This is a genomic window from Sinorhizobium fredii USDA 257 (assembly GCF_000265205.3).
Taxonomy (GTDB): domain Bacteria; phylum Pseudomonadota; class Alphaproteobacteria; order Rhizobiales; family Rhizobiaceae; genus Sinorhizobium; species Sinorhizobium fredii_B.
The window spans coordinates 562,551-584,092 of the sequence record NC_018000.1 but is presented as its reverse complement, the minus strand read 5'-3'; the positions used below and the strand labels follow the sequence as shown (position 1 = coordinate 584,092).

At 64.5% G+C, this 21,542-nt stretch carries 19 protein-coding genes; 6 read left to right on the top strand and 13 right to left on the bottom strand.

The window, feature by feature from the left end; translation table 11 throughout:
* Positions 1 to 11: 11 nt before the first annotated feature.
* Positions 12 to 650 (top strand): PRC-barrel domain-containing protein, encoded by a 639-nt coding sequence (locus tag USDA257_RS02605; protein ID WP_041414920.1) that lies wholly within the window; start codon positions 12 to 14, stop codon positions 648 to 650.
* A gap of 171 nt (positions 651 to 821) precedes the next feature.
* Here USDA257_RS02605 and USDA257_RS02600 read toward each other — a convergent pair whose 3' ends face one another.
* Positions 822 to 2,372: a trimethylamine methyltransferase family protein gene (locus USDA257_RS02600; RefSeq protein ID WP_014761318.1), complete on the bottom strand. Its 1,551-nt coding sequence runs from the start codon at positions 2,370 to 2,372 to the stop codon at positions 822 to 824.
* Between the two features lie 90 nt (positions 2,373 to 2,462).
* Between USDA257_RS02600 and USDA257_RS02595 the strand changes: the two genes are divergently transcribed.
* Positions 2,463 to 3,431, top strand: coding sequence for a LysR substrate-binding domain-containing protein (locus USDA257_RS02595; RefSeq protein WP_014761317.1), 969 nt, complete (start codon positions 2,463 to 2,465; stop codon positions 3,429 to 3,431).
* On the opposite strand, the gene USDA257_RS02590 is transcribed toward USDA257_RS02595, so the two are convergent.
* Together USDA257_RS02590 and USDA257_RS02585 are read right to left on the bottom strand one after the other, a co-directional pair.
* Positions 3,404 to 4,744: a putative bifunctional diguanylate cyclase/phosphodiesterase gene (locus USDA257_RS02590; protein ID WP_014761316.1), complete on the bottom strand. Its 1,341-nt coding sequence runs from the start codon at positions 4,742 to 4,744 to the stop codon at positions 3,404 to 3,406. The two genes, USDA257_RS02595 and USDA257_RS02590, sit on opposite strands and share 28 nt — an antisense overlap.
* 303 nt (positions 4,745 to 5,047) lie before the next feature.
* Positions 5,048 to 6,772 (bottom strand): response regulator, encoded by a 1,725-nt coding sequence (locus USDA257_RS02585; protein ID WP_014761315.1) that lies wholly within the window; start codon positions 6,770 to 6,772, stop codon positions 5,048 to 5,050.
* A gap of 346 nt (positions 6,773 to 7,118) precedes the next feature.
* On the opposite strand from USDA257_RS02585, the gene mutL reads away from it, so the two are divergent.
* Both mutL and USDA257_RS02575 read left to right on the top strand, forming a co-directional pair.
* Complete coding sequence (gene mutL / locus USDA257_RS02580; protein WP_014761314.1) at positions 7,119 to 8,936, top strand: DNA mismatch repair endonuclease MutL; 1,818 nt, start codon at positions 7,119 to 7,121, stop codon at positions 8,934 to 8,936.
* Positions 8,937 to 9,073: 137 nt separating this feature from the next.
* Positions 9,074 to 9,307: a DUF2093 domain-containing protein gene (locus USDA257_RS02575; protein ID WP_014761313.1), complete on the top strand. Its 234-nt coding sequence runs from the start codon at positions 9,074 to 9,076 to the stop codon at positions 9,305 to 9,307.
* A 27-nt stretch (positions 9,308 to 9,334) separates the two neighbouring features.
* Here USDA257_RS02575 and lpxK read toward each other — a convergent pair whose 3' ends face one another.
* The 6 genes from lpxK to USDA257_RS02545 all read right to left on the bottom strand — a co-directional run bounded on the left by lpxK (position 9,335) and on the right by USDA257_RS02545 (position 15,106).
* Positions 9,335 to 10,375 (bottom strand): tetraacyldisaccharide 4'-kinase, encoded by a 1,041-nt coding sequence (lpxK, locus tag USDA257_RS02570; RefSeq protein ID WP_014761312.1) that lies wholly within the window; start codon positions 10,373 to 10,375, stop codon positions 9,335 to 9,337.
* A gap of 136 nt (positions 10,376 to 10,511) precedes the next feature.
* A complete protein-coding gene (locus USDA257_RS02565) occupies positions 10,512 to 11,216 on the bottom strand; it encodes an HAD family hydrolase (RefSeq protein WP_014761311.1) in 705 nt (234 codons plus the stop codon).
* A gap of 19 nt (positions 11,217 to 11,235) precedes the next feature.
* Complete coding sequence (waaA, locus tag USDA257_RS02560) at positions 11,236 to 12,549, bottom strand: lipid IV(A) 3-deoxy-D-manno-octulosonic acid transferase (RefSeq protein WP_014761310.1); 1,314 nt, start codon at positions 12,547 to 12,549, stop codon at positions 11,236 to 11,238.
* Positions 12,550 to 12,582: 33 nt separating this feature from the next.
* Complete coding sequence (locus tag USDA257_RS02555; RefSeq protein WP_014761309.1) at positions 12,583 to 12,819, bottom strand: DUF4170 domain-containing protein; 237 nt, start codon at positions 12,817 to 12,819, stop codon at positions 12,583 to 12,585.
* A 58-nt stretch (positions 12,820 to 12,877) separates the two neighbouring features.
* The gene (locus USDA257_RS02550; protein WP_014761308.1) at positions 12,878 to 13,696 is read right to left on the bottom strand and encodes a 3'(2'),5'-bisphosphate nucleotidase CysQ; all 819 of its coding nucleotides are present in this window, start codon (positions 13,694 to 13,696) and stop codon (positions 12,878 to 12,880) included.
* A gap of 63 nt (positions 13,697 to 13,759) precedes the next feature.
* Positions 13,760 to 15,106: a TldD/PmbA family protein gene (locus tag USDA257_RS02545; protein WP_041413864.1), complete on the bottom strand. Its 1,347-nt coding sequence runs from the start codon at positions 15,104 to 15,106 to the stop codon at positions 13,760 to 13,762.
* A 150-nt stretch (positions 15,107 to 15,256) separates the two neighbouring features.
* Here USDA257_RS02545 and USDA257_RS02540 point away from each other — a divergent pair, with 150 nt between their 5' ends.
* Entirely contained in the window at positions 15,257 to 17,116 is a 1,860-nt protein-coding gene (locus USDA257_RS02540; protein WP_041413863.1) for a monovalent cation:proton antiporter-2 (CPA2) family protein, read from the top strand.
* Between the two features lie 27 nt (positions 17,117 to 17,143).
* Here USDA257_RS02540 and USDA257_RS02535 read toward each other — a convergent pair whose 3' ends face one another.
* The 3 genes from USDA257_RS02535 to USDA257_RS02525 all read right to left on the bottom strand — a co-directional run bounded on the left by USDA257_RS02535 (position 17,144) and on the right by USDA257_RS02525 (position 20,528).
* Positions 17,144 to 18,028 carry a patatin-like phospholipase family protein gene (locus USDA257_RS02535; RefSeq protein ID WP_014761305.1) on the bottom strand — a complete coding sequence of 295 codons (885 nt, stop codon included), beginning with the start codon at positions 18,026 to 18,028 and terminating at the stop codon, positions 17,144 to 17,146.
* Between the two features lie 91 nt (positions 18,029 to 18,119).
* On the bottom strand, positions 18,120 to 18,680 hold the full coding sequence (gene rsmD, locus USDA257_RS02530) for a 16S rRNA (guanine(966)-N(2))-methyltransferase RsmD (RefSeq protein ID WP_014761304.1): 561 nt from the start codon (positions 18,678 to 18,680) through the stop codon (positions 18,120 to 18,122).
* Between the two features lie 6 nt (positions 18,681 to 18,686).
* Positions 18,687 to 20,528, bottom strand: a complete 1,842-nt coding sequence (locus USDA257_RS02525) for a pseudouridine synthase (protein WP_014761303.1) — start codon at positions 20,526 to 20,528, stop codon at positions 18,687 to 18,689.
* 72 nt (positions 20,529 to 20,600) lie between these two features.
* On the opposite strand from USDA257_RS02525, the gene USDA257_RS02520 reads away from it, so the two are divergent.
* Positions 20,601 to 21,050, top strand: a complete 450-nt coding sequence (locus USDA257_RS02520) for a nucleoside deaminase (RefSeq protein WP_041413862.1) — start codon at positions 20,601 to 20,603, stop codon at positions 21,048 to 21,050.
* A gap of 10 nt (positions 21,051 to 21,060) precedes the next feature.
* On the opposite strand, the gene USDA257_RS02515 is transcribed toward USDA257_RS02520, so the two are convergent.
* Positions 21,061 to 21,540 (bottom strand): GNAT family N-acetyltransferase, encoded by a 480-nt coding sequence (locus USDA257_RS02515; RefSeq protein ID WP_014761302.1) that lies wholly within the window; start codon positions 21,538 to 21,540, stop codon positions 21,061 to 21,063.
* Positions 21,541 to 21,542: the final 2 nt, after the last annotated feature.

The following is a 21,542-nucleotide window of genomic DNA, read 5'->3' as shown; positions in this document are numbered from 1 at the left end:
GGCAGACTGATATGACCGACAAATTTATATCTTCCGTTGCCGCCGGCGCGCTTCTCGTGGGCGTTGCCGTCGCTCCGATGAGCTTCGCGCAGGAAACCACCACACCGCCTGCCCCGGCGCCCGAGACGCAGACCATGGACCCTGCTCCGGCAACGCCGCCGGTAACACCGGCACCGGCTGATCAGGCGCAGACACCGGCTCCTGCGGACAAGACGACCGACATGGCTGCCGGATCCGGCTACTTGACCGAGCAGGCCGCGGACCAGATTTCCGCCAACACCTATATCGGTCAATCGGTGCACAACCCCAACGATGAAAGCATCGGCGAGATCAACGACCTGATCATCAAGAAGGAAGGCGGTATCGCTGCTGCTGTCGTCGGCGTCGGCGGTTTCCTCGGAATCGGTGAGAAGAACGTCGCGGTTCCCTTCGAAAGCATCGAAGTCACCGAACAGCCAGACTCGGATGCCCTGAAGCTGACAACGACCGAAACGGCGGAGTCGCTGAAGGCAGCGCCGGAATTCAAGACGAAGTCGCAGTTGATGGCTGAGCGCAATGCAGCACAGCCGGTCGATACGTCGACCACCTCGGCCACCGGCACGACCCCGGCACCGGCACCGGCTCCGGCCGAACCCGCACCTCAGCAGTAAGCCAGATGCGGGCCGACTGGCCAAAACAGAAAGCGGCGCTCAACGGCGCCGCTTTTTTGTCAGACGAGAACAGGCGTGTCTCGGCGCGTCCTCGGGCGTTGCGAGTCTCGTCGCTTGGAGCTCCGCCTGCGGCCCACTTCCTGCGGGATTGATCCGAAAACCGTCTCCACGTTAATACCAGGCGTCCGCCATGCTCGCCTTGCGTCTGGCGACATAGTCAACCAGCGCTTCGTCGATCGCCGCATCCAAGGGCGGCGCTTCGTATTCGGCAAGCGTCTTCTTCCAGGAACGATTGGCACGCAGCGCCATGTCGGTTTCTCCCTCCTCGACCCATTTCTCGAACGGCTCGTTATCGGACAGCGCACTGTCCCAGAAGGCGGTCTGATAGTTGCGCATCGTATGCTCGCAGCCAAGGAAATGACTTCCCGGCCCCACTTCCACAAACGCATCCATGGCAAGCGAATTGTCGTCGACGACGACGCCGGCGAGATAGGAGTGGAGGGCGCCGCAGAAGTCGGTATCCATCACGAATTTTTCGTAGGACATGGCGAGCAGACCGTCGACGAAGCCGGCGGAATGCAGGATGAAATTCGCGCCGCAATGGACGGCCGACAGCATCGACATGACGCCTTCCTGCATCGCCTGCGCGTCCGGCCGCTTCGAATTGGAGAAGTTGCCGGCGCAGCGCAACGGCAGTCCCAGCCGGCGTGCGAGCTGGCCGACGACCATGCTGCCGATCGCCGGTTCGGGCGTGCCGAAGGTCGGCGAGCCTGAGCGGAGCGACATCGACGATAGGAAATTGCCGAAGATCACCGGGGCGCCCTTGCGCTCCAACTGCGTCAGCGCGCAGCCGGCAAGCGTTTCGGCGTAGGACTGGGCGATGGCGCCGGCATTGGTGACCGGCCCCATGGCGCCGCCGAGGATGAAAGGGACGATGACCGCTGCCTGATTGGCACGCGCATAGGCGCGCAACGACTTCGTCATCGTCCCGTCCCAGACGAGTGGCGAGTTGACGTTGACGTTGCCGAGGATGACGCCGTTGTTGTCGACGAATTCGACACCGAAGAGGAGGCGGGCCATCTCGATCGAATCCTCGGCCCGCTCCTCGGCGGTGATCGAGCCCATGAAGGCACGGTCGGAATATTTGATGTGGCTGTAGACCATATCGAGATGGCGCTTGTTGACCGGCACGTCGACCGGCTCGCAGATCGTTCCACCGGAATGGTGCAACCAAGGGCTCGACTGGGCGAGCTTCACCAGATTGCGGAAATCTTCGATCGTGCCGTAGCGCCTGCCCTTATCGAGATCCATGACGAATGGAGAGCCGTAAGCCGGGGAAAAGACGACGTTTCGGCCGCCGATTTCGACGCTGCGGGCGGGATTGCGGGCGTGCTGGGTGAATTGCGAGGGCGCCGAGCGGACGATCTCCTTCAGCATGCCGGGCTCGAAGGTGACGCGGACGCCGTCGAGCTTCGCGCCAGCGCGCCGCCAGTGGTCGAGGACCGCCGGATCGTCGCGGAATTCAATACCCACCTCGGCGAGAATGCGATCGGCGGTCCGTTCGATCCGCTCCAGGCTCTCCTCCCCGAGGATGTCGTAAGTTGGTATGTTGCGGACGATATAGGGAACGCCGAGATTTCTGGCGCCGCCTTCCCGCCGATGCGGCCGTCCGCCTCGCGTTCGCTTCGTGACCTCGCCGGCCCCCGCGCTTGCCAATGCCATCGTCGTCCTCCCATGATTTGCGATGATGGTATGTTCCGGAAAGACCATTGTAACGCTGGAAAAATTCTAAGCATGATATAAGCACTATTTATGGAAAGCCTGCGCCGCCTGCTCCCGTCCGCCGCCAGCCTCATCATCTTCGAGGCGGCCGGCCGCCATCAGAACTTCACCCGCGCCGCCAGCGAGCTCGGCATGACGCAGGCGGCGGTCTCCTATGCCATAAGAGGTCTTGAGGACCAGCTCGGCGTTTCGCTCTTCCATCGCGTACACAGGGCCGTCGAACTCACCGAGGCCGGCGAGAAGTTCCATGCCGATGTGTCGGTCGGGCTGGCGCGCATCCAGAAGTCGGCGGAAGACATTCGCGCCAAGGGCCGCGAGACGAACGTCACCTTGGCCGCGTCGACGGCCTTCGCCTCCATGTGGATGCTGCCGCGCCTCACCCGGCTGCGCGAGGATCTGCCGGAGATCGACCTTCGCATCCAGACAGGCGTGCGCGATCTGGATCTCGACGAAGAGCCCATACCCTTGGGTATTCGCGGCGGCGATCCCGGCCAATGGCCGCGCTACCACGCCGCGTTGCTGGCCGACGAGGTGATCAATGCCGTGGCGACGCCATCCTATATCGAGGCGCATGGCATGCCCGAGACGCCGGCGGATCTTCTGCGGCATAGCCTCATCCACCTCGAAGAGCCGGTCAGGCGCGCCTGTGACTGGACCGAGTGGTTCGCCAGTGCCGGCATCGCCTATCCGGCACAGGGCAAGCGGCTGGCGATCAACGACTATGTTCTGGTGATCCAGGCCGTGCTTGCCGGCGAAGGCATCGCGCTTGGCTGGGACCATCTGATCGCCGGACAGGTGCGCTCCGGTGCCCTCGTACCGGTTGGAGGGCACGTGCTCAGGACCGGCCAGGCCTTTTACGTCGTCTGGCCGAGATCGCGCGAACTCAACAGCCAGGCGGGGCGGATTCGGGACTGGTTGCTGAGAGAAGGTGCGCGCGACCGTTCACAGATCGATGACGCTGCGGACGACCGTCAGCGCGCCACAGCGGTATCGCGGTGACGATCGGAAAGATAGCGCATGGTGGCGACCGCATCGGCCGGTTTGCCGTAGAAGTAGCCCTGTCCCATGCCGCAGCCGAGCGCTTTCAGCTTCAGCACTTCGGAGAAATTCTCGATGCCCTCGGCGACGACCTCGAGTTCGAGGCCCTCGCACATCGATACGATCGCCCTGACGATATGTTCCGAGGCGCGATCCGCTGAAATCCGCGAGACAAAAGCGCGGTCGATCTTGACCTTGTCGAAAGAGAAATCACGCAAGCGGCAGAGGCTCGACTGTCCGGTGCCGAAATCGTCGAGCGACACGCGCACGCCGGCCGCCCGCAATTCGGAGACGATCTTCTGGGCCACATCGGCATCCGCCATCACGGCCGTTTCGGTGATCTCGAGCTCCAGGCGGCGCGGGTCGAGGCCCACCTTGTTGACGATGGCCAGGAGGCGGCCGCTCGTCGCCGGGTCCATCAATTGGGCCGACGACAGGTTGAAAGAGAGGAACAATTCCTTCGGCCAGGCCAAGGCCGCCTGTGCCGCCTTGCGCAGCAGCATTTCGGCGAGCGCCTCGATGAAGCCGCGCTCCTCCGCCAGCGGTACAAAGACGGACGGCGAGACATAGCCGAAGTCCGGATCGCACCATCTGGCGAGCGCTTCGAAACCGACCACGCCGTCGTTGCGAAGGTCGACGATCGGCTGGAAATGAACATCAATCTCTTCGGCGATGATCGCGTTGCGCAGAGCCTGCTCAAGCTGCGTCGCCCGCTTCATCTCCTGGGCGATCTCCTGCGAGTAAACCGTGATCTGGCCGCGTCCACGCCGTTTCGAGCGGTAAAGGGCCGTGTCGGCGCTTTTCAAAAGATCCTCGAACGCGGCACCGGCAAAGGGATAGACGGCAAAACCGAAGGACGCGGACAGCCGAACGGTGCGGTCGCCGAGATCGAAGGGGGCAGAGAGGATTTCCTTCAGCATCTGGCCAAGCTTCTCGGCGCCCTTGCGCTCGAAGACCAGCGGCAGCACCAGGGCGAACTCGTCGTCGGCCGTGCGTATCACCGTCGCGCCTTCTGGAACGCAGGCCGTCAATCTCTGCGCCACCTGGCAAAGGATCCGATCGCCTGCCTCCGGCCCGAAGAGATCGTTGATCGGCTTGAAGCCATCGAGATTGGCGAGGCCTATGGTGAACGGGGCCGGATCGCTGGCACGTTCGGCGGCAAGCTCGCAAACCTTGTGTCGCAATCGCTGGGCATTGCCCAGCCCCGTCAGCGGATCGACAGAGGGAAGCCTCTCTTGACCATAGCGTTCGGTCGCGAGCTCCGCGAGCATCATTGCGGTGCGCTCCCGGCACGCAGCACGCCCCGTCGGCCGGAACCGATGTCCGTCCGGGGAAATAGCTGTGTGGCTGACGTGCTCATTCCTGTAATACTCAACTCTTGCAGACTTGGAGCGGCATCATTGCACGTTCAATGGACATGGATTGCTACCGAATTCCAACGGCTGGGCAGTTTCTCCCGGGTGATGGCGCCTAAGAAAGGAACCTTGCAGCAGACGATGACAATCGGCGGTTAACAATCCTATATCGACCGAACGTCAAATCTGGCGACGAGGCTCGTCGCCGGCGCTACCGACCGATCAAACTGTCATCCGCACGCTGGCGCTGCGCATGTATTTACGCAGCAACGCTTCGATCATATCCGGACTGATCGGCTTCATGATGTGATCGTCCAGGCCCGCCGCCTCGCACCGCTGAAGGTCGATGTCGAGGGCTTGGGCGGTGACGGCGACGATGGGCGTGCGGCGTCCTGTCTGCCGTTCCGCGTCGCGAATGGCCGCGGCGGCCTCGAAGCCGTTCATGACCGGCATCGATATGTCCATCAGAATGAGGGACGGCTGGAGCTCGTGCCAGAGTTCGACTGCTTCCCGGCCGTTCGCGGCAATCCGATAGGAGACGCCGAGACCGTCCAGTATCTGCGCGAAAACGAACTGGTTGATCTGGTTGTCCTCGGCGACGAGCACTTCCACCTCGGGTGCCCCTGTCCGGGCCGCTGCATCCCCCTCGAAAGAGACTTCCCAATCCGCTTGCGGCAACTGCGAACGCGCCTGCTGCCGGTCGCTGCTAGCCCTGAAGATCTCGCCGAGCAGAGTGGTGCCGTCCGCCTCCGGCGGGATCTCGAGCACCGGACAAGCCTTCCACCCGCCGAGAATGGCGCCCCTGGCCGGAAATGCCGTGTCCAACGCCAAAATATCGAGCTTTACGCTCCGGTCCTCGGCGGCGGCCGCAAAAGCTTCGAGCTCGTCGCGATTTCGCACGGCGCAGGCATCGAGGCCCGAACCGCGCAGCCGTGCGACGATCCGCGCCTCCATTTCCCTGTCCGCCGTCGCCAAGAGGACGCGCAGACCCCGGGCCGGCAGCGTCTCGATCATCGAACCGGCTTCGACGAGCTGCTGGACGTTCAGGGCCCGGAACGGATCGTAGAAATTCTGGGCAGGGGTGAAGATGCTGTAGTCGCGGATCTGCAGCCCCGAATTGCCGCCGCCATCTTCCGCACCGTGATACCAGGCGGCTATGTCGGTGACGTCGTTCATGCAGGTGACGACGAAGTGGCGTCCCGGCACGCCGACACGATACTTGCGCGTCACGACCCATAAGTCGCTGCCATCGGCGCGGACGATATGCTCAGCCTCTGAATGCGGCCGTCCGGTCGCCAGCACATGCCGATCCGACTGCTCGAAGCGTTCCGCAAGTTCTGCGTCGACTACATCCCAGGCCGAACGACCGAGGATCGCCTCCGGCGCCACGTCGTGAATGGCACAGAAGGCCTTGTTGGCGGCGATGTAGTGCAGATTGCGGTCCTTGACGCAGATCGGATTGGGTTGCGCATCGAGGATCTGCTCGGTGAGTTCGACACGTTCGAGGTCGGTTTGGAGCTGTTCCTCGCGCTTCTTCTGGTCGGAGACGTCGCTGACCGACAAAATGCCAATACCGCTCGACAGGCGGCGCTTGCGCAGGCAGACCCAGCGCGTCCGTCCAGCCCGCTCGACATTTTCGTATCGCTCGCGCCAATGGAGGCCCATTTGCTCGGCGATCCAGTCCTCCCGGTTCGCTCGGCGCCGGCTGCTTTCGGGCAGCGTTCCGGGTCGCAGGCCGGTATCGTAGACAGCGCCGAGAAAATCGCGAAGCCGCGTACCGGTCTTCAACAGGTGAGGCTGGACAGGGAAGAACTGCAACATCGAGGCGCTGGCATAGAGGATCGTGTCGTCCCGCCCGCAGACGAGCAGAGCAAGGCCAAGCGCATCGCAACTCGACTCCAGAACGATCCTGTTGATGTCCGCGCCGCCCGACGCCACATCGTTCATTACACTGCCCTCGTCTCGCCGACCGCATGAGTTCCTTGAAAGGCCATGCAGCTATCTGAAATGTTGCAGCGACCTGCGCCTGGCGGCGCTGCAGCGGCGTTTTGTTTCGGGACATGCTGGCTGGCCGTTCGACGGCACTCTTCGGGCGGGATTCGAGCGGCGCCCAGCAACGCCGCGATGCTCCAAAGAACAAAACCCGTGATCATTCAGGTTGTTGTGGAAAATCGCAGCAGAACGTTAAGGCCGAATTAAATCGGCTTCCATTTTTGCCGATCCACCTGAGGCCGAGCGCCGATTCCGGCGCGAGAGCCCTTTCCCTCCTTCGCCGAATCCTGGAAAATGGGCCATGGCCATCAAACAACTCTCGGAAACGCTCATCAACCAGATCGCCGCCGGTGAAGTCATCGAGCGACCCGCCAGCGCCGCCAAGGAACTGATCGAAAATGCCCTCGACGCGGGCGCGACCAGGATCGAGGTGGCGACGGCCGGGGGCGGCAAGACGCTGCTCCGGGTGAGCGACAACGGCAGCGGCATGTCACCCACCGATCTCGAACTGGCGATCCGCCGGCATTGTACGTCCAAGATCGGCGACGCCCTCACGGACATCCGCACGCTCGGTTTTCGCGGCGAAGCTCTCCCCTCGATCGGATCGGTGGCGCGCCTGTCGATCACCAGCCGGACCGCGACCGCCAGCGAGGGGGCGGCGATTTCGGTGACTGGCGGCAGGACCGAGCCGGTCCGTCCTTCGCCCGCCAATGTCGGGACGGTTGTCGAGGTGCTTGACCTGTTCTTCGCCACGCCGGCGCGGCTCAAATTCATGAAATCGGAAAAGGCCGAAGCCGCGGCGATTTCCGAAGTCGTCCGCCGCATGGCGATCGCCTTTCCGAAGGTGCGGTTCGTGCTGTCCGGTTCGGATCGCTCGACCCTGGAGTTTCCGGCGACCGGCGACGATCGGCTGGCGCGCATGGCACAGGTGCTCGGCAAGGACTTTCGCGATAATGCCATCGAGATCGATGCGGAGCGCGAAGAGGTGCGGCTCACCGGATTTGCCGGCGTGCCGACCTTCAACCGCGGCAACTCGCTGCAGCAATATGCCTTTGTCAACGGGCGCCCGGTGCAGGACAAGCTCGTCCTCTCCGCCATCCGCGCCGCCTATGCCGAAACCATTCCGCAAGGGCGCTATCCGGTCGCCGTGCTCTCGATCCTGATCGACCCTGCCCTCGTCGACGTCAACGTCCATCCGGCCAAATCGGACGTGCGCTTCCGCGACCCGGGGCTGATCCGCGGACTTATCATCGGCGCGATCCGCGAGGCTTTGACACGCGGCGGCGCCCGGGCAGCAACGACCGGGGCCCAGGGAATGATGCGCGCCTTCCGCACGGAAGCCTACCGACCAGAACCGCGGCGAGCGCAGGCGCCCTGGACGGCTGCCGCCTCGCCCTACCGACCGATGCAGTTCGACGAGCCCGCCCGCGGCTTTGCCGAGACACCGCAAGCAATATTTGCGGATTTTGCGCAGCCATCGGCACGTGCCGCGGCAGCCGCAGCCGAAACGAAAGCCCCGAACGGCAGCGGCGGGTCCTCCTTCCCGCTTGGCACCGCACGTGCGCAGCTCCACGAGAACTATATCGTTGCCCAGACCGAAGACGGCCTCGTCATCGTCGACCAGCATGCCGCGCATGAACGTCTCGTGTTCGAGGCGATGCGGACGGCGTTGCATTCTCGGCCAGTGCCGGCACAGGCGCTGCTCATCCCCGAGATCGTCGATCTCGCCGAGGACGACTGCGACCGGCTGATGGCGCATGCCGAAGAACTCCTGCGGCTCGGGCTTTCGATCGAGCGCTTCGGGCCGGGCGCGATCGCCGTGCGCGAAACGCCGGCAATGCTCGGCGAGATGGACGCTTCAGGGCTTGTGCGGCAACTCGCCGACGAACTGGCCGAATGGGACACGGCCAACGGGCTTGCCGGGCGGCTCGAATATCTGGCCGCGACCATGGCGTGCCACGGCTCCGTCCGCTCCGGTCGCCGCATGCGGCCGGAGGAAATGAACGCGCTGCTCCGCCAGATGGAGGCGACACCCGGATCGGGGCAGTGCAACCACGGCCGGCCGACCTACATAGAGCTCAAGCTCGCCGATATCGAAAGGCTCTTTGGCCGGAGCTGAAAACCGGGCGCCTGTGAGAACGCGAGAACGTTGCGACCTCGCGGTCATGATGGCGCCGGATTCGGAATTGCACTGGTCATTTCGCCATGGGCGGGATAGAGATCAGGCAACGAGCATTGACGAGGCAAACACGCAAAATGATGAACCGTTTTGACGGAAATTCCTCTCGCGAAGCGAAAATCCGTTATCTCGACGGCGACTTCCAGATCGTCCTGGCCGGCTCGCATGTCGTCTGCGCCATGACTGGCAAGGCCATTCCAGTGGATGAGCTTCGCTATTGGAGCGTGGAGCGGCAGGAGCCCTACATCGACGCGGCCGCCTCGCTCGAGGCGGAACGGCGTGCCGGAACGCTACCGACGCAGCAGTCCTGACGGCCCTGCGCCGAGATCCAGAACCTTTCAACTCTTCCCATTTGCACGCAATTTGCGTGCCCGCGCGGCGGCAAGTGTCGCCTCGATGATCTTGGCGGGCGCTAAGGGATCATCGAAACGCACCTCGATCTCGATGACCCTGCTGTTGGCGGCCAGTTCCCCCGCCCGTCCGTGGCCGGATTCAAGGCGGACCATGTCCTTGGCCGTCGTCACCAGCGTATAGCCCCGGCTTGCGGCGCGATCGACGAGATCGGCAATCTCGTCCTCGGAAAAGTGGTGATGATCCGGAAAGCTCCGCGTCTCCTCGACGATCGCGCCCGTTTCGCGGACCGTCCGATAGAATTTCTCCGGATCGGCAATGCCCGCCCAGGCCAGAACCTTGACGCCGAACAGCGATTGATCTTCCACCCGCACCGTGTCCGCGACATAGATGGCCTTGCCGGCCCGCGCCGCGCGGCGAATGAGGCGATCGGCGGCCGGACCGTGGCCGATCTTCAGAAGCGCCGTCGCGTGACGAAGCTGGTCGGCGATCGGCGCGCGGACGGGCCCGGAGGGCACCAGATGGCCGTTGCCGATGCCGCGGACCGAATCGATCACCAGCAGCGCGAAATCGAAGGTAAGACGAGCGCTCTGGAAGCCGTCGTCCATGATGATGATGTCGGCGCCTTCGGCGGCGAGCCTGCGGGCACCGTCGACGCGGCGGCGGCAAACGACCGTCAGGGCCTCGCGCGCAAGCAGCAGCGGCTCGTCGCCGACCTCCCGGGCGCGATGATGACCAGGATCAACGACCGTCGTGACGTCCAGCGAGCCGCCATAGCCGCGGCTGAGGAAACCCGGCTTCAGTCCCCGCGCCTTGGCCGCCTGTGCGAGCGCGATGGCGGTCGGCGTCTTGCCTGCCCCGCCGACCGTGAAGTTGCCGACGCAGATCAGCGGCACGGCCGGCATGGCGCGGCGCGCCCGATCCATCCGGATTGCGGCGATGCGGCCATAGACCCAGGAGAAGGGCCAAAGCGCATAGGCACGCCAGTCGGCCTTTGTCCACCAGAACGGAGGCGCTTCGGAAACCATTTTCGACTGTGTTGCCTCCGCGGTTTTGCTAACTCCATCGGCCACGAGGCGCTTCTGGCCGTGTTCTTGCCGGCCGCCGGCCGGCGACGCCACAAGAGACTTCAGAACGCAAAAAAAGGCAAGCGGGTGAACGGAGTCAGAGCACCGCTTCAAGTTCGGTGATATCGGCCAGGCAATGGTCGGAAGCCTCGGCCAGCGACTGGCGCGAGCCGGTGCCTGTCAGCACCGCAATGGTCATGCCGACGCCGGCATTGCGGCCCATATGCATATCGTGATTGTTGTCTCCGACCACCGCCACCTGCTCGGGCGTCAGCCCGGTCGCCGCGCAGAAGCCGAGCACCATGCCTGGCTGCGGCTTGACGCCATAGCCGCTGTCATAGCCGGCGATGTAGTGCAGATAGTTTTCGAAACCGAAGCGCTTGGCCGTTTCCCGGATCGACCGTTCGTTGTCGCTCGAGGCGACGCCGAGGCGATAGCCCTTCGCATGCAGTGCGGCGAAAAAGGCGCCTAGATCGGTCACCGGCACCGCATAGTCGGCGGAATGCGCAAACATCCCGTCGAACAGCGTCGTCAATTCCTCCACGGTGAACGGCGCACCGGCATCGACCATGCCTGTCGCAATCTCCACGGTGTTGCCGGCGGCGAGCAGGCTGTCGGGCGCGACGTGGCCCGTATCCGGGTCCATGCCGCCGGCCTGAAGCAAAACTCTCGCGAGGCTCTCATCGCCCCTGGCGGCGATGCGCGCCAGTTCGTAATTCACGGGAACCCAGCTCTTCACATAGTCGAGAAGCGTGCCGTCCTTGTCGAACAAAATACCGGCGATGCCGTTGCCCGCAGCCATGGTCCCATCCGAGTTGGTGTCAGCTTTCCGCGCGCGGCTCCAGCCGCGCCTTCACGATCAGCGGGTTGATATAGGGTTCGAGTCCCCTCATCGTCGCCGTCAGTGCGCCGCGCATCTGTTGCACGGTTTCAAGTCCCGCGTCGATCATCGAACGACGCATATCGTCGTTGCCGAGCAGGTAGTTGACACCCTTCGCCAGCATTTCGACATCGCGGACGATCTTGGCGCTGCCGTTCTTGGAGAGCATCTGGTACGTCTCGCGGAAATTCTGGACATTGGCGCCCGAAAGCACCGCGCAGCCGAGCATGGCCGGCTCCAGCGGGTTCTGCCCGCCTTCGGCGAAGAGCGAACGGCCGACGAAGGCGACCTCGGTCAGCCGCAGATAAAGGCCCATTTCGCCGATCGTGTCGCCGAGAAAAATGTCGACGTCGGGCGTCAGGCGATCGCCGCGCGTGCGCCGCGCGACCTTCAGTCCCTTGGCCGCCAAGGCCGCTTCGACGGCATCGCTGCGCTCGGGATGACGCGGGACGACGATCGTCAGCAGGCCGTGGCGCTGCTTCAGGGCATGGTGAACCACCCCCGCCGCCTCTTCCTCGCCCTCGAAGGTGGAGATCGCCGCCCAGGTCTTGCGCGAACCGATCTGCTGGGAATATTCGCGCAGCACCTGCGGATCGTGCGGCGGCGCGTCGGTGTCGACCTTGAGATTCCCGGAAACCATCACCGGGAGCGCGCCGAGCGTGCGGAAGCGTTCCGCATCGATATCGGATTGGGCGATGACGAGCGCGAGGTTCTCGAAGAGCGCATCGGCGAGCGACGGCCGCTTTTTCCAACGGGCGAAGGTCCGATCCGAAAGGCGCCCGTTGACGAGAACCTGCGGAATATGGCGTCGGCCCAGTTCGACAATCGTCATCGGCCAGATTTCCGACTCGGCGATGATCGCCAGATCCGGCTGCCAATATTCGAGGAAGCGGCTCACCCCCGGCTTGAAATCGAGCGGAACATATTGATGGATGACGCCCGTGCCCAGGCGTTCGGCGGCAACCCGCGCCGAGGTCGTCGTGCCGGTGGTCAGGACCACGGCGATGCCGCGGCGGCGGATCTCCTTGATCAGTGGGGTGACTGCAGCCGTTTCGCCGACGCTGGCGGCATGAAACCAGACGAGCGGCCCCGGGGGGCGCGGCGCACTCGCATGGCCGTACCGCTCGCGGCGCCGAGCCGGATCCTCCTTGCCCTTGGCCGCCCGCAAGGCCAGATACGGCCCGACGAAGGGGTAGATCGCCGTGCCAAGCCAGCGATAGCTGGAAAGCGCAAGCCGTGCGCGCAGGCTACTCATGAACGCTCGCTTTCACCCGCGCTTACCAACTCATCAATCATTTTCCGGGTCGAGCAGCCGGTGCATGTGGACGATGAAGTAGCGCATATGGGCGTTGTCGACGGTCATCTGCGCTCTGGCCTTCCAGGCAACGTGGGCGCTCTCGTAATCGGGAAAGATGCCGACGATGTCGAGGTTGTTGAGATCGCGGAATTGCACGTCGGTAAGCGTCGTCAACTCGCCGCCGAAGACGAGGTGCAGAAGCTGCTTCTTCTCGGTGTTCTGAGCCATTGTGTTCCCATTGTTCCTTGAAACGTCGGCGTTGATTTGCGGCATTCGCACCCAAAGGTCAATGGGAGTCGAACGGCCTGGAGGCGGCCAGCAATGCCGGCAGGGCCAGAGCGGATCCGGCGCCCAGGACTCCATGACTGACAATCGGGCGATTGTAGGACAAGGGCAGTCCGTCGAGGCCACAGAGCGCCCCGCCTGCCCGTGCCAGAATGAGGTCGGCGGCGGCCAGGTCCCAGTCATGCGCGTTCTTCTTGACGATCGTGCCGTCGATGCGGCCATCGGCGATCATCGCCAACCGATAGGCGAGCGACGGCACGTGCGGCACGCGTGCCAGCCGCTCGCGATAGGGTACGGCGAGCTTGCCGGCGATATCTTCGGCCATCGCCACCTGCAGCCGTTCGTCGGGCACCGGGTCGCGCACGGCAATCGCCGCGCCGTTCTTTCGCGCTTCCCCGTCACGGGTCGCCTGGAAGATTTCTCCGAGCGCCGGTGCATAAAGCACGCCCGCCGTCGGCAGACCCCGGTGGACGACGGCGACGCTGACGCACCAGAGGTCCTTGCCGGAGATAAAGGCGCGCGTGCCGTCGATCGGGTCGACGACGAAGACGGTGTCGCGCGAAAGACGCGTCGCATCGTCGTCGGTCTCCTCGGAGAGCCAGCCGTAATCGGGCCGCGCGGCAAGCAGCCTTGTCTTCAGGATGTCGTTCGCGGCGAGATCGGCCTCGCTCACCGGAGAGCGGCCTTCGTTCTTCCAGCGAACATCGATGGACTTTCGGAAATATCCGAGCGCCGTATCGCCCGCGGCCACCGCCGCGGCGAGAATGAGCTTGAGATCCTCGTCCCAGCTGGGCGCGGTCTGGAGGGCAGCTTCTGACATTCGACTCCTTTAAGCGCCGGGACGCGTCCGCGCGCTTCGTCTGGCGGAACGTACGGCCCGCACTCAGGTTCCGGCAAGCGTCATGCCTTCGATGGCAAAGGTGGGCGCGGCGATGCCGAACTTCCTGTCGATGTCGTCGGCAGGCGTCAAGGCCATGAACATGTGCTTGAGATTGGACGCGATCGTCACCTCCGAGACGGGGAAGGTGATCTCGCCGTTCTCGATCCAAAAGCCAGAGGCGCCGCGACTATATTCGCCCGTCACCATATTGACGCCCTGGCCGATGAGCTCGGTGACGTAGAATCCGGTGCCGACGCCGCGGATCAGATCGTCGCGGGAAATCGTCCCCGGCTCGAGGGCAAGGTTGGTCGAGGCCGGATTGACCGCCGGGCCGCCGCGTACGCCCCGCCCGTTGGTTTCGAGCCCCAATTCACGCGCCGCGGACGTCGACAGGAACCAGTGCTTGAGGACGCCATCCTCGACCATCGACAGCTTCGAACCGGTGATCCCTTCGCCGTCGAAAGGCCTTGAGGAGGAGCCGCGAACGATCAGCGGATCGTCCGTGACGGCGATCCCTGCCTTCATGATCTGCTTGCCCATCATGTCGCGCAGGAAGCTCGTCTTGCGCGCGACGGACGCGCCGTTGATGGCACCCGCCAGATGACCGACGAAACCGCGCGCCATGCGTGGATCGAAGACAACGGTGACGTTCTTGGCAGTTGGAACTTGCCGCGGATTGAGACGCGCCACGGCCCGTTCGCCGGCAACCCGTCCGATATCATCGGCGCTGCGAAGCTCGTCGAAAAAGAGCCGGCTGTCATAGTCGTAGTCGCGCTCCATCTTGGTGCCTTCGCCGGCGATCGCGCTGACGGAACGGCCAAACCGGGTCGCCATGTAGGAACCCGAGAAGCCATGCGATGTCACGAGCACCAGCCCGCCCATGCCGGCGGAGGCGCCGGCGCCGCTCGAATTGGTAACGCCGGACACCGAAAGCGCCGCCGCCTCGGCCGCAAGCGCCGCTTCGGTCAGCGCCTCGCTCGAAACCTCGCGCGTGTCGAAGAGGTCCAGATCCGGATAGGATCTCGCCAACCGGTCGGGATCGGCGAGCGAGGCGTAGGGGTCCTCCGGCGAGGCCTTGGCCATCGCGACCGCGCGCTCCGCCAGGACCTTCAGATCGAAGCCCGGATTGGCCGAGACGCTGGCGACGCGCCGGCCCACGAACACGCGAAGCGAAAAATCGTCGCTTTCCGAGGCTTCCGTCGCCTCGACCTTGCCGAGCCGAGCCGAAACCGAGCGGGAGCGACCACGTACGACGACAGCGTCGGCGGTCTCCGCACCGGCCTGGCGGGCGCGGTCCACAAGTTCGGCGGCGCGTTTTTCGAGGATGGCGGAATCGATCGTCTCGGACATGATTAGGCCTTTCATTCCTGCCCCATTTATTGTGCACTGGAGCATGCATCAAGGGCATCACGATGATTCCCCCCTCCACATAGTATGACATCCCGCCTCGCCTCCCCGCCAAGGGAAGTCGAGAGCATCCATGACGAAAGACCGCGCGCAATGCAAACCACACAAATCCTCTATACTCAGGCGCTGATGCTGCTCGGCGGCGCCGTCGTTGCTGCGCCGCTGTTCAAACGTCTCGGACTCGGTACGATTCTCGGCTATCTCGCCGCAGGTATCGTGATCGGCCCGGTCGCCCAGTCGATTACCGAGGGCGAAGAAATTCTTCACGTATCGGAACTCGGCGTCGTCTTCCTGCTGTTCATCATCGGTCTCGAACTGAAGCCATCGCGACTATGGCAGATGCGGCGCGACATTTTCGGCCTCGGCACGGCGCAGGTCGCGGTGACAGGCCTCGTACTGTCTTTCCTAATCGCGTTCTTCGATCTGCTGCCGCCGGGCGGAAGCGTCATCGCCGGATTCGGCCTTGCGCTTTCATCGACGGCCTTTGCCATGCAGATTCTCGATGAGAGCAACGATACGAACACGCGCTACGGTCAGCGCGCCTTTTCCATCCTCCTGCTCCAGGACCTGGCAATCGTCCCTCTCCTTGCGCTGATCCCCTTGATGGCGGCGCGGGCACCGGAGGCCACGACCACGCCGCTCGAGGCCTTCGCGATCGCGATCGCGGCCATCGCTGCGCTATTCGCGGCCGGCCGCTACCTGCTCAACCCCCTTTTTCAGGTAATCGCCCGCACCGGAGCCCGCGACGTCATGATCGCCGCAGCGCTGCTCGTCGTCATAGGCGCGGCGACGATGATGCAGTTGGCGGGCCTTTCGATGGCCATGGGCGCCTTTCTGGCGGGCGTGCTGCTCGCCGAATCTTCCTATCGCCACGAGCTCGAAGCCGACATCGAGCCGTTCCGCGGTATCCTCCAGGCGCTGTTCTTCATGGCGGTCGGGCTATCGCTGCAACTCGGCGTCATCGCCGAGAACTATCTGCTGATTGTGGTCGCCGTGCCGCTGCTCATGGCGGTGAAAAGCCTGGTCCTCTATGGGCTTTGTCGCGCGACGGGTTCCCATCACAATGATGCCGTGCGCATCAGCCTGCTTCTGCCACAGGGTGGCGAATTCGGCTTCGTGCTCTTCACGGCCGCCGCCGTTGCCGGCGTCTTCTCGCAAGGGGTCGCCTCCCTGCTCGTCGCGATCGTCACGCTATCCATGGCATTGACGCCCGTGGCGGCGCTGCTTTCGAAGCGGCTGCTGCGTAAACAGGATGATTTGGAAGACGAGATTGAGGAGGATTTCGAAGGCGCTGGCGCCGACGTCCTGATGATCGGCTTTTCGCGCTTCGGCCAGATCGCCGCGCAGATCCTTCTGGCCGGCGGCCGTGACGTTACGATCATCGACCATTCGGCTGCACGCGTTCGTCAGGCTGCGACTTTCGGGTTCCGCATCTATTTCGGCGACGGCACGCGGCTCGACGTCTTGCGGGCGGCCGGCATCGAGAAGGCGAAGATCGTCGCTGTCTGTACGCAGAAGAAGGAGATCACCGACAGGATCATCAGTCTCGTTCAGGCGGAATACCCGAACGCCCGCATCTTCGCGCGTTCCTACGATCGCCTGCATACGCTGGAACTGCGCACCATGGGAGTCGAGTACGAGTTGCGCGAGACGTTCGAGTCCGGCCTGCTGTTCGGCCGCAAGACGATCGAGGCGCTCGGCGTCGGCGGCGAGGAAGCGATCGCCATCATGGACGACATCCGCCGCCGCGACGAGGCGCGGCTGGTGCTGCAGGAGGCCGAGGGCATCACGGCCGGCCGCCACATGCTGCATTCGCAGCCGGTACGGCCGGAACCGCTGGTCAAGCCGAAACGGGACGTCAACCACACTGCTGAGACGGAAGGGCGAATCCTGCCTCAGCTTCCGGCCGGCGACAACCGGCGGGCCGGCGAAACGTTGGCCAGTGCCGACTGAGCGAGAACGCGGTGCGGCTGGGCAGAATCAGCGCCCCGCCTGCCATTGATCGATCCGGTCACAGAGCGCCCGCTTCAGTTGCTCCTTCGTCGCGGCAGTGGCGGCAAGCACCTCACGGGCACGCAGGAAATCCAATGCGCGGAAGCGGCCGACATCCGGGCGGAGCAGAATATCCGGGGCGCCGGCTTTCATCTTCATGGCGATGATCGACTGCATCATCAGCTGGCTCGCGCCGAACAGGCTGTCGATGCGGCTCGGTATCGTCTTGCCGTCGCCGTCCGGCCCGCCGACGACATCGACGGCGACGACGATGTCGGCGAGTTCACGCAGGTGGTCGAAGGGAACCGGATTGTACATGCCACCATCGATCATTACGCGGCCGGCGATCTTCACGGGAATGAAGATCGCCGGCAGGGCGCAGGACGCAGCGATCGCCTGATGGAGATCGCCGCTCTCGCAAACGCGCTCGGTTTGCCCGTAATAGTCGGTCGCCGTGACTTTCAACGGTATCAGCAGGTCGGAAAAGCGCGTCGGGATCGCCTCCGGGAGAAAGGCTTTCAGTACCCGTTCGATGTTGAATTGCCCGAAGCGGAAACCGCTAGACACGGCCTCCGACAGACTGCCCGGACGGAGCTGCCAAAGGCGGTTGAGCACTTCGCCGCGATTGCCGACGGTCGAAAACGTGTAGTCGCGGATTTCCTTGCCGGTCATGCCGGCGGCCATTCCAGCACCCATGATCGCGCCGATTGACGAGCCGGCAATCGCCATAGGCCGGATGCCCATCTCGTCGAGTGCCTCGATGACGTGGATATGGGCAAGGCCGCGCGCGCCGCCGCCGCCAAACGCGACGGCGATCGTCGGTTCACCTATCGTGTCCGGCCGGTTGCGCCGTGCAGATACGTGCTGCTCCATCGATCTTCTCCGTTCCGTCAGGTCCACTCCAGCCGGTGCCGCTATCAGGGCGGGACCAGACAGGCCTTACGGTCGTCCGACCCAACTTAGATCAAGCGCCAAGAAATCGGTAGAAATGCATTCGCGTGTCGCCGAAGGCGCGATCGTCGAGCGGCTCAAAGGCGCCGGACAATTGCGGCCGCACATCGGCCCGCTCCTCCAGCACCACCAGGGCGCCCGGCACGAGCCATCCGCCGGCCGCCGCCTGCTCGAGCGCGCGTTCGCCGAGCCCCTTGGCATAGGGGGGATCCACGAAAACCAGATGAAACGGTTCTATCGTACCGACCGGGCCGAGATCCGTGGCATCGCGGCGAAAGATCTTGGCACGGCCCTGCAGGCCGAGCGCTTCGATATTGACCCTGATGAGCCCGCGCCCCTCGACCCCCTGTTCGACGAAAAGCGCCTGCCGGCAGCCTCGCGACAGGGCCTCGAGTCCAACCGCACCAGTGCCGGCGAAGAGGTCGAGCATGCGGGCGCCGTCGAGCGCCTCGGGGTAGCTGTGGCTCAGGATGTTAAACAGGCTTTCGCGCGTCCGGTCGGTGGTCGGCCGGATATCGTTGGACTTGGGCGCGGCGAGCGTGCGACCCCGAAACTCTCCGCCGACGATGCGCACGGCCGATTACTTCCCCTTGCCGCGGGGCTTGCCGCCGCCCGTGCGACCGCCGGGCTTGCTGCCGCCAGGCTTGCCGCCGCCGGGTTTGCCTCCGCCAGGACGGCCGCCACCGGGCTTGCCACCGCGGGGACCGCTGGAGCGCTGACCGAAGGACTTGCCCCCCGCCGGCTTGCCGCCGGGCGGCTTGCCGGTGGGCCGATCGCCGAACGGCCGATCTCCGCCTTCGCGGCCCTTGGGGCGGTCGGCCTTGCTGCGGCTTGTCCGCGGCTTTTCGGAGAATGCGCGACCCTCGCCTGCAGCCCGCGCCGGACGTTCGCCGCGAGGGCGCTCGCTGCCTTCACGCCGCGGCGGGCGATCGCCATGGTCGCGCGACTTCCGTTCTCCGGCATCAAAGGGACGGCGCCGTTCGAAACCGCCGTCGCGAGCGTCGTCCTTGCGGCGAACCGGCTCGCTGGCGCTGATCCAGTCTCCGTCCTCGTCGGTGCGTTTGACCGATGGACGCGGGGCGCGATCCGGCCGAGCAGCACCCTTGGCGGCACCTGTCTTGCGATCCGGATCGAACTTTGCCGATGTCTTCGTGGCCGAACCATCCTTCGTGCGCCCATAACGCTTCGTCTTCGGCGCACCTTCCGGACGCTCGCGACGGGCTGGTTTCGCTGAAACGTCTTCCTCGGCCGCCTTTGGCTTCTTTTCGGCGACGGGCCGTGCGCCAGGCGCCATCCAGACATTCGCGGTTCGGCTGCGCTTCGCCGGCGCCCGGGCCGGACGATCCTCGAATCTCTCGCGGGGACGGTCTCGACGATCGCGGGAATGGCTGTCATCACGCTGCGTATCGAGGCGTGCAAGCGCACGTTCGCGCTTGTCCTCCGGCTTTTCGCGCCAAGTGCTGCGCTCCGGCCTGCCCTTGTCGGCAGCACCGTCGCTGTGGATCTCCGCCTCCACCGCGGCCGGCTGGTCGTTGTAGAGCGGCGCATCGAAATTCGCCTTCGCTTCCGCGATCAGGCGCGGGCCAAGCTGATCGCGGAGCGTGCGGCCACGGATTTCCTGGACATGGCCCTCCGGCAGCTCGCTCAGTTGGAACGGACCATAGGAAATGCGGATCAGCCGGTTCACGTCCAGCCCGAGCGCCCCGAGCACGTTCTTGATCTCGCGGTTCTTGCCTTCGCGCAGGCCCATGGTGATCCAGACGTTCGATCCCTGAACCCGGTCGAGCGTCGCCTCGATCGCACCGTAGAGGACACCTTCGACGGCGATGCCGTCCTTCAGCCGGTCAAGCGCTTCCTGATCGATCTCGCCATGCGCGCGGACGCGGTAGCGCCGCAACCAACCGGTCGACGGCAATTCGAGAGCGCGGGCAAGCCCCCCGTCGTTCGTCAACAGCAGCAGGCCCTCGGTATTGATGTCGAGGCGGCCGATCGACAGCACGCGCGGCAGATCGTCCGGCAGGTTGTCGAACACCGTCGGCCGGCCCTCCGGATCGGAATTGGTCGTCACCAAGCCAGCCGGCTTGTGGTAGAGCCAGAGGCGCGTCCGCTCGATGCCGCGGATCGGATGGCCGTCGACCTCGATGCCGTCGGCGAGCGTTGCATTGACGACCGGCGTATCGAGCACGACGCCGTTGAGCTTAACGCGTCCCTCCATGATCATCCGCTCGACGTCGCGGCGCGAGGCAACGCCGGCGCGCGACAGGATTTTCGAGATGCGTTGCGGCTCGTCGATGCCGACGTCAGCTTTGGGCGCCGCGCTCTTGACGGGTCGTGCCGCGTTGGCTTTCTTGTCGCCGGAAGGGAAATTACCCTTGCGATCTTTTCCCTTGCCGGGCCCGGTGGACTTGTCTTTGGATGTCATTTCTGTTGCCTGCCTTTTGCGGCTGTCCTATCAGGTCGAAGGCCGTGGGTTAAGAGAAATTATGAGCAAGTGATGGCGGAAACGACGCGCTACATGGATGCGGCGCTCGACGAGGCACGGAAGGCGACGGCGCGCGGCGAGGTGCCCATCGGCGCCGTCGTGGTGCTCGACGGCGAAGTCGTCGCTGCGGCCGGTAACCGCACGCGCGAATTGCGGGACGTTACCGCCCATGCCGAGATCGAGGCGATCCGCCAGGCTGCGGCCGCCGTCGGCGACGAGCGACTCTCGGGCGCAGATCTCTATGTGACGCTTGAGCCCTGCACCATGTGCGCGGCGGCGATCTCCTTCGCGCGCATACGCCGCCTTTACTACGGCGCCGAGGACCCGAAAGGCGGCGCCGTCGAAAACGGCGTCAGGTTCTTTGGCTCGCCGACATGCCACCATGTTCCGGATGTCTATTCGGGCCTCGCCGAGCGCGAGGCCGCCGATCTCCTGCGCCGGTTTTTTGCCGCCCGGCGTTGACGGATAGGAATCAGCTGGCGGCGAGCGCCTCGAGTTCCTTGCCCGTCAGCCGATAGCGGGTCCATTCCGTCAGCGGTTCCGCGCCGATCGCCTCATAGACACGGATGGCGGGCTCGTTCCAATCGAGAACGCTCCACTCGAAGCGGCCGCAGCCCTCGGCGAGCGCTATGCGGGCCAGATGCTTGAGCAGCATCTTTCCCGCTCCCGAACCGCGATGCTCGAGCGTCACGTATAGATCCTCGAGATAGAGGCCCTTGCGCGCCTGCCAGGTCGAATAGTTGTAGAACCAGATGGCGAAGCCGGCCGGCTTGCCATCGACTTCGCAGATCACCGCGCGGCTGATCGAGCCCGACCCGAAGAGCGACGCGGTCAGAAGCTCGACTGTCGCCTCGACCTCGTGCTCGGCCTTCTCATAAGTGGCGAGTTCGGTGATGAAGCGCAGGATCGTCGCCGCATCTTCCGGGACCGCGTCGCGAATGCTGAGTGCCATCG